The following is a 4720-nucleotide window of genomic DNA, read 5'->3' on the forward strand; positions in this document are numbered from 1 at the left end:
GGTCCTCTCGGTGCTGGCTCGGGCCACCCCCGTCGCTCGTTCCGCAGGCTACCGACTCACAGCAGCCCGTGGCGTCAGGACCCACGAACAAGCCAAGGTGCTCGGGGTTTGGCAGGATCACTTGTATGCCGTATCCGGCCCGTCCGGTCCCTGACCCTTTGCCGCAGTTCGTGGGCACTGCCACCGTCCGGCAGACCGAGGAGCAACGCGAGGCGCTGCTCTCGTTTGTCGAGAAGGGGTATCGCGAGGGGAGGTCACTGCGAGAACTCGCGGCTCTGACCGACAGGACCCAGACGGCCATCCGCCGTGCGCTCAGCGAGCGGGGCGTGGCGCTCCGTCCCCGGGGCGCGCCCGCTCTGGAGGGTTGACCCAAGCTGCCGGCCCTTTGGCGCTCTTCAGGTCAGGCCCAGGGTGGCTCGGTCGACGGGTCGTCTGCTGACTTCGGGCCAGACTGCCCTGCCCACGAGGGCCGGGACCACCCACATGTCGGGTGGGACGCTCTGCAAGATCAGCTCTAGTCCGATGGCTGCGCCCTCGTCCTCCAGGGCTAGCAGGAAGTCGAGGTGGTCCGCTCCCTGGGCGATGCGTACGGGGAGGAGTTGGTCTGGCCGCTTGGGTGCGGGCACGACCCGGAGGTCCTCGAGAGTGGTCAAGGCGCTCTCGACGAGGTCGAGTTGTTCGTCGTTGAGCTGGAGCACGCCGAGGTGGTCTCGCAGGTCTTGGACGATCCCCCGCTCGGTGTTGGCGTCACCTGGTGCCCCGCCGCGCTCCCACACCTCGGCGACCGCTTCGTCGTGGGAGGTCAGGGTGGGTGGCTTTGATATCACTGCTCGCCTTGCTGTCTGGGGTCGCTCGAGCCGCCCTGCCCTGATGGCTTTCCATGCAAGGGCTGCCCCGATGCGGCTGGCTGGCGGGCCTTGCGTCGCAGCTCGCAGCTGAGCGGTCACGATGGGCTTGGTGTTGGGGTCGGCGGCCGCGGCGAGCAGGGCTCGTCCGAGGGCGCCGAGACTGCTCGAGGGTCCTTGGAGTGCGCGGAGGGTGATCTCGGCGAGGAGCCGCTGGTACTTCGGTGCTGCGGCTGCGAGCCCGTCATCGAGCAGCTCCGCGGCGAGTTCGGGAGCTACCGGGAAGACCCGCCCGAGACGGCCTGGGTCGTCGTCGACGCGGCGCAGGATGTCGAGGACCAGGTCCCGATGGTGGTTGTTGCCGTCGTTGAAGAGCTTGCCGGCGGCGAACACCCAGGTGTTGCGCCAGTGGGGGCTGGCCGCCAGTGCGTGCAGCCGGTCGGTGATGTCTTGGTCCTGACCGTCACAGAGGGCGCGCGCGGCCATGTACTCCTGCAGGCTTCGCACCTCGAAGCCGATCGCGCCGTCTTTGGGGACCAGGAGCACGAGTCGTTGGGTGGCTGCGAGGACGAGCTCATTCGCCGCCTCGAGCCGTGATTGCTCGTCGATATGCCCGACCTCTGTGAGCCGTGCGACGGCCAGGTGCTGCAGGTCGCTGGCGGAGATCGTCGCGCTGGCGTCGCCCGTCATCTCGGCTCGGGACTGCAGGAGGAGTCCGACGCGCTCGTGGAGGTGGTTGACGTCCGCCTGGTGCTCGCTGAGTCGCTTGGACAGGTGGTTTCGTTTCCCGAGTTCCCGGTCGTAGATCGCCTCGTAGTAGCGGCTGAAGAGCCGGTAGCGGTCGCTGGGCAGGGTGGCGAACCGCTCGAGGATGAACGACATGATCATCACCTGGAGCGGGGTCTCCATGAGTCGTTGCTGTGCGGGGTCTCGCCGGGCGATGTCGAGGCGTTGTTCGACGGTGTCTCGGCGCTCGGGGTCGTCGGCGAGTCGGTCTGAGACGACCAGGGCCGCGAACGTCGCTGCGGCTTCTGGGGCTAGGGGAAGCAGTTGGAGGTCGGTGAAGGACTGGGAGGCGAAGGTCTCGGTGAAGCCGGCTGGCCGGGTGGTGATCACGACCATGAGATCCATGTCGGCGTCTTCGGCGTCGGAGACGAGTTCGTCGATGAGCTCGATGAGGCGCCGACGTGTTGGTGCAGCGGTGACTTCGTCGAGCCCATCGAGGACGAGGAGGGAGGGCCAGGTGCGCAGCCATGTCTGGAGGAGGGCAGGGGTGATCTCGTGGTCGCAGCGTTTGGTGATCTGGTTGGCGATCCAGCGGGAGAGGCGTACCTCGCCGGTGGCGGTGATCTCGTCGGCGAGGTCGGCCAGGTTGATCCGGAATGGCCAGCGTGGGTTCCGCGGGCTTGGGGTGCGGTTGCGGCTGAGCGCGGCCGCCGTGTCAGCGGCGACCTGGGCGGCGTCGGCGGCCAGCGGAGCCTTGCGGAGTAGCGCGTAGCGGTAGCTCTGGGCCAGGAAGCGCCCCAGGGTGGTTTTGCCCTGCCCGGGTCCTCCGATGAGGATCACGTTCCGGGGCCCGTTGGTCAGTGAAGGCTTCAGCACGCGGTCGCCCATCGTGATGAGCTTCCTGAGCGCAGAGGACCGTTTGTGCGCGCCGGGCCATCGTGTGGGGAGGTCGACCACGATCCGCTCGAGGGCGGTCTTTCCTCCTGGGGTTCCGCCGGCTTCGTCGAAGTGAACCCACCGCTCACTCATCAGTGTCCGTCGGGTGTGATCCTGTAGGACCGGCCCGAGCTGGGCCTGCGTGAGTCGGCCGGTATGCGTGTCGAGGTTGTTAAGGACGTCGCCGAGGGTCAGAAGCGCGGCGTAGGCATGTCGCACCGGCAGGTTGTTGTCCAGGATCGCTTCGACCTGGGACCGGTGCCAAATCTTCCACCGCCGCAGAGGCAAGGCGCGGAACGCCTTGTCGGCCAGCCTCTGGCGGACGTGGGCGTCGAGGGCGTCGATGCCCCCCGTGCCGGGGACGCTGGACAGCTCGACGTTCGTCACGAAGATGATCGAGTTTGGTACCTCGGTGCGCCGATTGTCGGGGTCGGCCCATTGATCGAGCTCGGAATCGATCATGCGCCGCAGCCACGCCGCGTTCTCCGTCGGCTTGCTCGACGGCTCGGCGCGGTACTTGGCCTGGATCACCGTGTACCCGTCCCAGCTGGTCTGGTCGTCAAGGACCGTCGCCGACCAGTTGATGGGTCCCCGGAAGGTGGCTTCTCGGCCGCCGTCGGGCCCTGCGCCGAATGCGGTGACGCCCGGTCCCAGGGCACCCAGGCAAAGTGACACCACAAGGTCCTCGAAGACTTCGGCTCCCAGGCCGTTGAGGTTGTAGCGGGTCACGCTCCACAGGATGCCTGATCGGTGCGACTGAGCTCAGCGCGCCGCGGCTGCGTTCGCCGATCTCTTTGCCGCTCAGGTCTCCGGCTTGCCCGGCCTGGGGCTCCAGCCCGGTCGCCAGGCTCGGTCGAAGCGTCGGCCTGACACTCAGACCACCGGTCTGGTCGCCCTTGCCCCACGCACGGCAGGCAAGAGTCAGCCTGTCCGCCGTGGCCCAGGGGTCTGGTCTTCAATCGGTTTCTTGCCCGCACCTGCTGGAGGGCCTTGGGCACGGCCCCGACCGTGCCTGATCGCTAGTCCCGGCTCAAGCCGTGCCGGCGGGCCTGTCCGGTGTTGTCGTGGGCAGGGGTACCCCCCGCGAGACCAGCAGTTGGCGGGCGTGCAAGTCGATCGTGTCGAATGAGGCCGCTGGGCCGAGAACTTTGAAGTCTTCGTCAATCAGACCGAGGTCACGCATCGGCAGGCTTGGAAGGGCGGCCCCGTCTCGGGTGTACATCGGTGTGCCGTCATCCCAGTAGGTGTGGCGGTTGGCGTAGACCTCGAGCCCGATGGTCATGGTGATGCCGCGTTCAACGACGCTCGTGATCACGGCCGAGGTGCAGGTGAAGCAGGGGACCTCGGGGAGATAGTCGGGGTCGTGCTCGAGCGGTCCGCGAGGACGCACGTTGTAGAGGTCTCCGCCAACGCCGCCGGCGTGGATTGCTTTGGCGGCATAGGACCGGGCGAGCGTCTTGTCGGTGGTGACGTAGGCGCGGTTCGGGTCGGTGGGGTAGTCGGCGCCGAATGTGTAGACCAGCGGGAGGGTCGGCAATGACGACGCCGCTCGGATTGTGTCGCCGGGGCGTAAGCCGGGGTGCCCACCATGCCAGTACCGCGTCATCCGGGTCATAGCTGGCAGTCTTCCGGCGAGCACTGACACCAGAAGTTGCGTCGCGGGCCGCTCGCGCAGCCTGTCGGCACGCCTTGGCCGCGTGGGGGTGTTCAAGCGCAACATTTGGACGACGGCAGTGTCAGACGCTCGTCTCGATGAGTCTGCAAAGGCCTTCGCTGCTGTGTGTTTGGCCAGGTGGGTCCAGCGTCTGTCGAGACGCAGCGGAGATTGAGGAATCTCTGGCCCGACCCTGACGAGCACCGCCCCGGGCAATTTACTCGGCAGGGTGCGCGTCCGCGGCGTGACCTTCAGTACTTGCTGAAGAAGTCGACCGCCTGTTGCCTGATCCGGTCGAGGCGCTTGGAGACCGCACTGTGGTTCGCGTACCCCAGGATCTGGGCGATCTCGGTGCGACTGGTCACGCCACTGTTGAGTAGGACCACGATCTGCCTGTTTCGGGCATCGAGGATGGCGAGGAAGTCATTGGTGACGATCCGTCCGATCACCTCGCTTTCGGGACCCTGGACGGGGATCGTGTCGGTGAGCTCGACGAACTTCACTGACACCTTGGAGCGCTTGGAGTAGAGCTTGCGCTCGAAGTCCTCACGGGCGAAGG

4 protein-coding genes are annotated in these 4720 nt (G+C 67.0%); 1 reads left to right on the top strand and 3 read right to left on the bottom strand.

Going from position 1 to position 4720, the window contains the following annotated elements; translation table 11 throughout:
* Positions 1-125 precede the first annotated feature (125 nt).
* The gene (locus tag L0H79_RS22345; RefSeq protein WP_367652508.1) at positions 126-368 is read left to right on the top strand and encodes a helix-turn-helix domain-containing protein; all 243 of its coding nucleotides are present in this window, start codon (positions 126-128) and stop codon (positions 366-368) included.
* A gap of 27 nt (positions 369-395) precedes the next feature.
* On the opposite strand, the gene L0H79_RS20810 is transcribed toward L0H79_RS22345, so the two are convergent.
* The 3 genes from L0H79_RS20810 to L0H79_RS20820 form a co-directional block, all read right to left on the bottom strand.
* A complete protein-coding gene (locus L0H79_RS20810) occupies positions 396-3236 on the bottom strand; it encodes an NACHT domain-containing NTPase (RefSeq protein ID WP_301486552.1) in 2841 nt (946 codons plus the stop codon).
* 301 nt (positions 3237-3537) lie between these two features.
* On the bottom strand, positions 3538-4227 hold the full coding sequence (locus L0H79_RS20815) for a hypothetical protein (protein WP_301486554.1): 690 nt from the start codon (positions 4225-4227) through the stop codon (positions 3538-3540).
* Between the two features lie 185 nt (positions 4228-4412).
* The coding region (locus L0H79_RS20820) for a hypothetical protein (protein ID WP_301486556.1) at positions 4413-4720 on the bottom strand (308 nt) is incomplete at its 5' end.

It is taken from the genome of Intrasporangium sp. (genome assembly GCF_030452765.1).
Lineage (GTDB): Bacteria > Actinomycetota > Actinomycetes > Actinomycetales > Dermatophilaceae > Intrasporangium_A.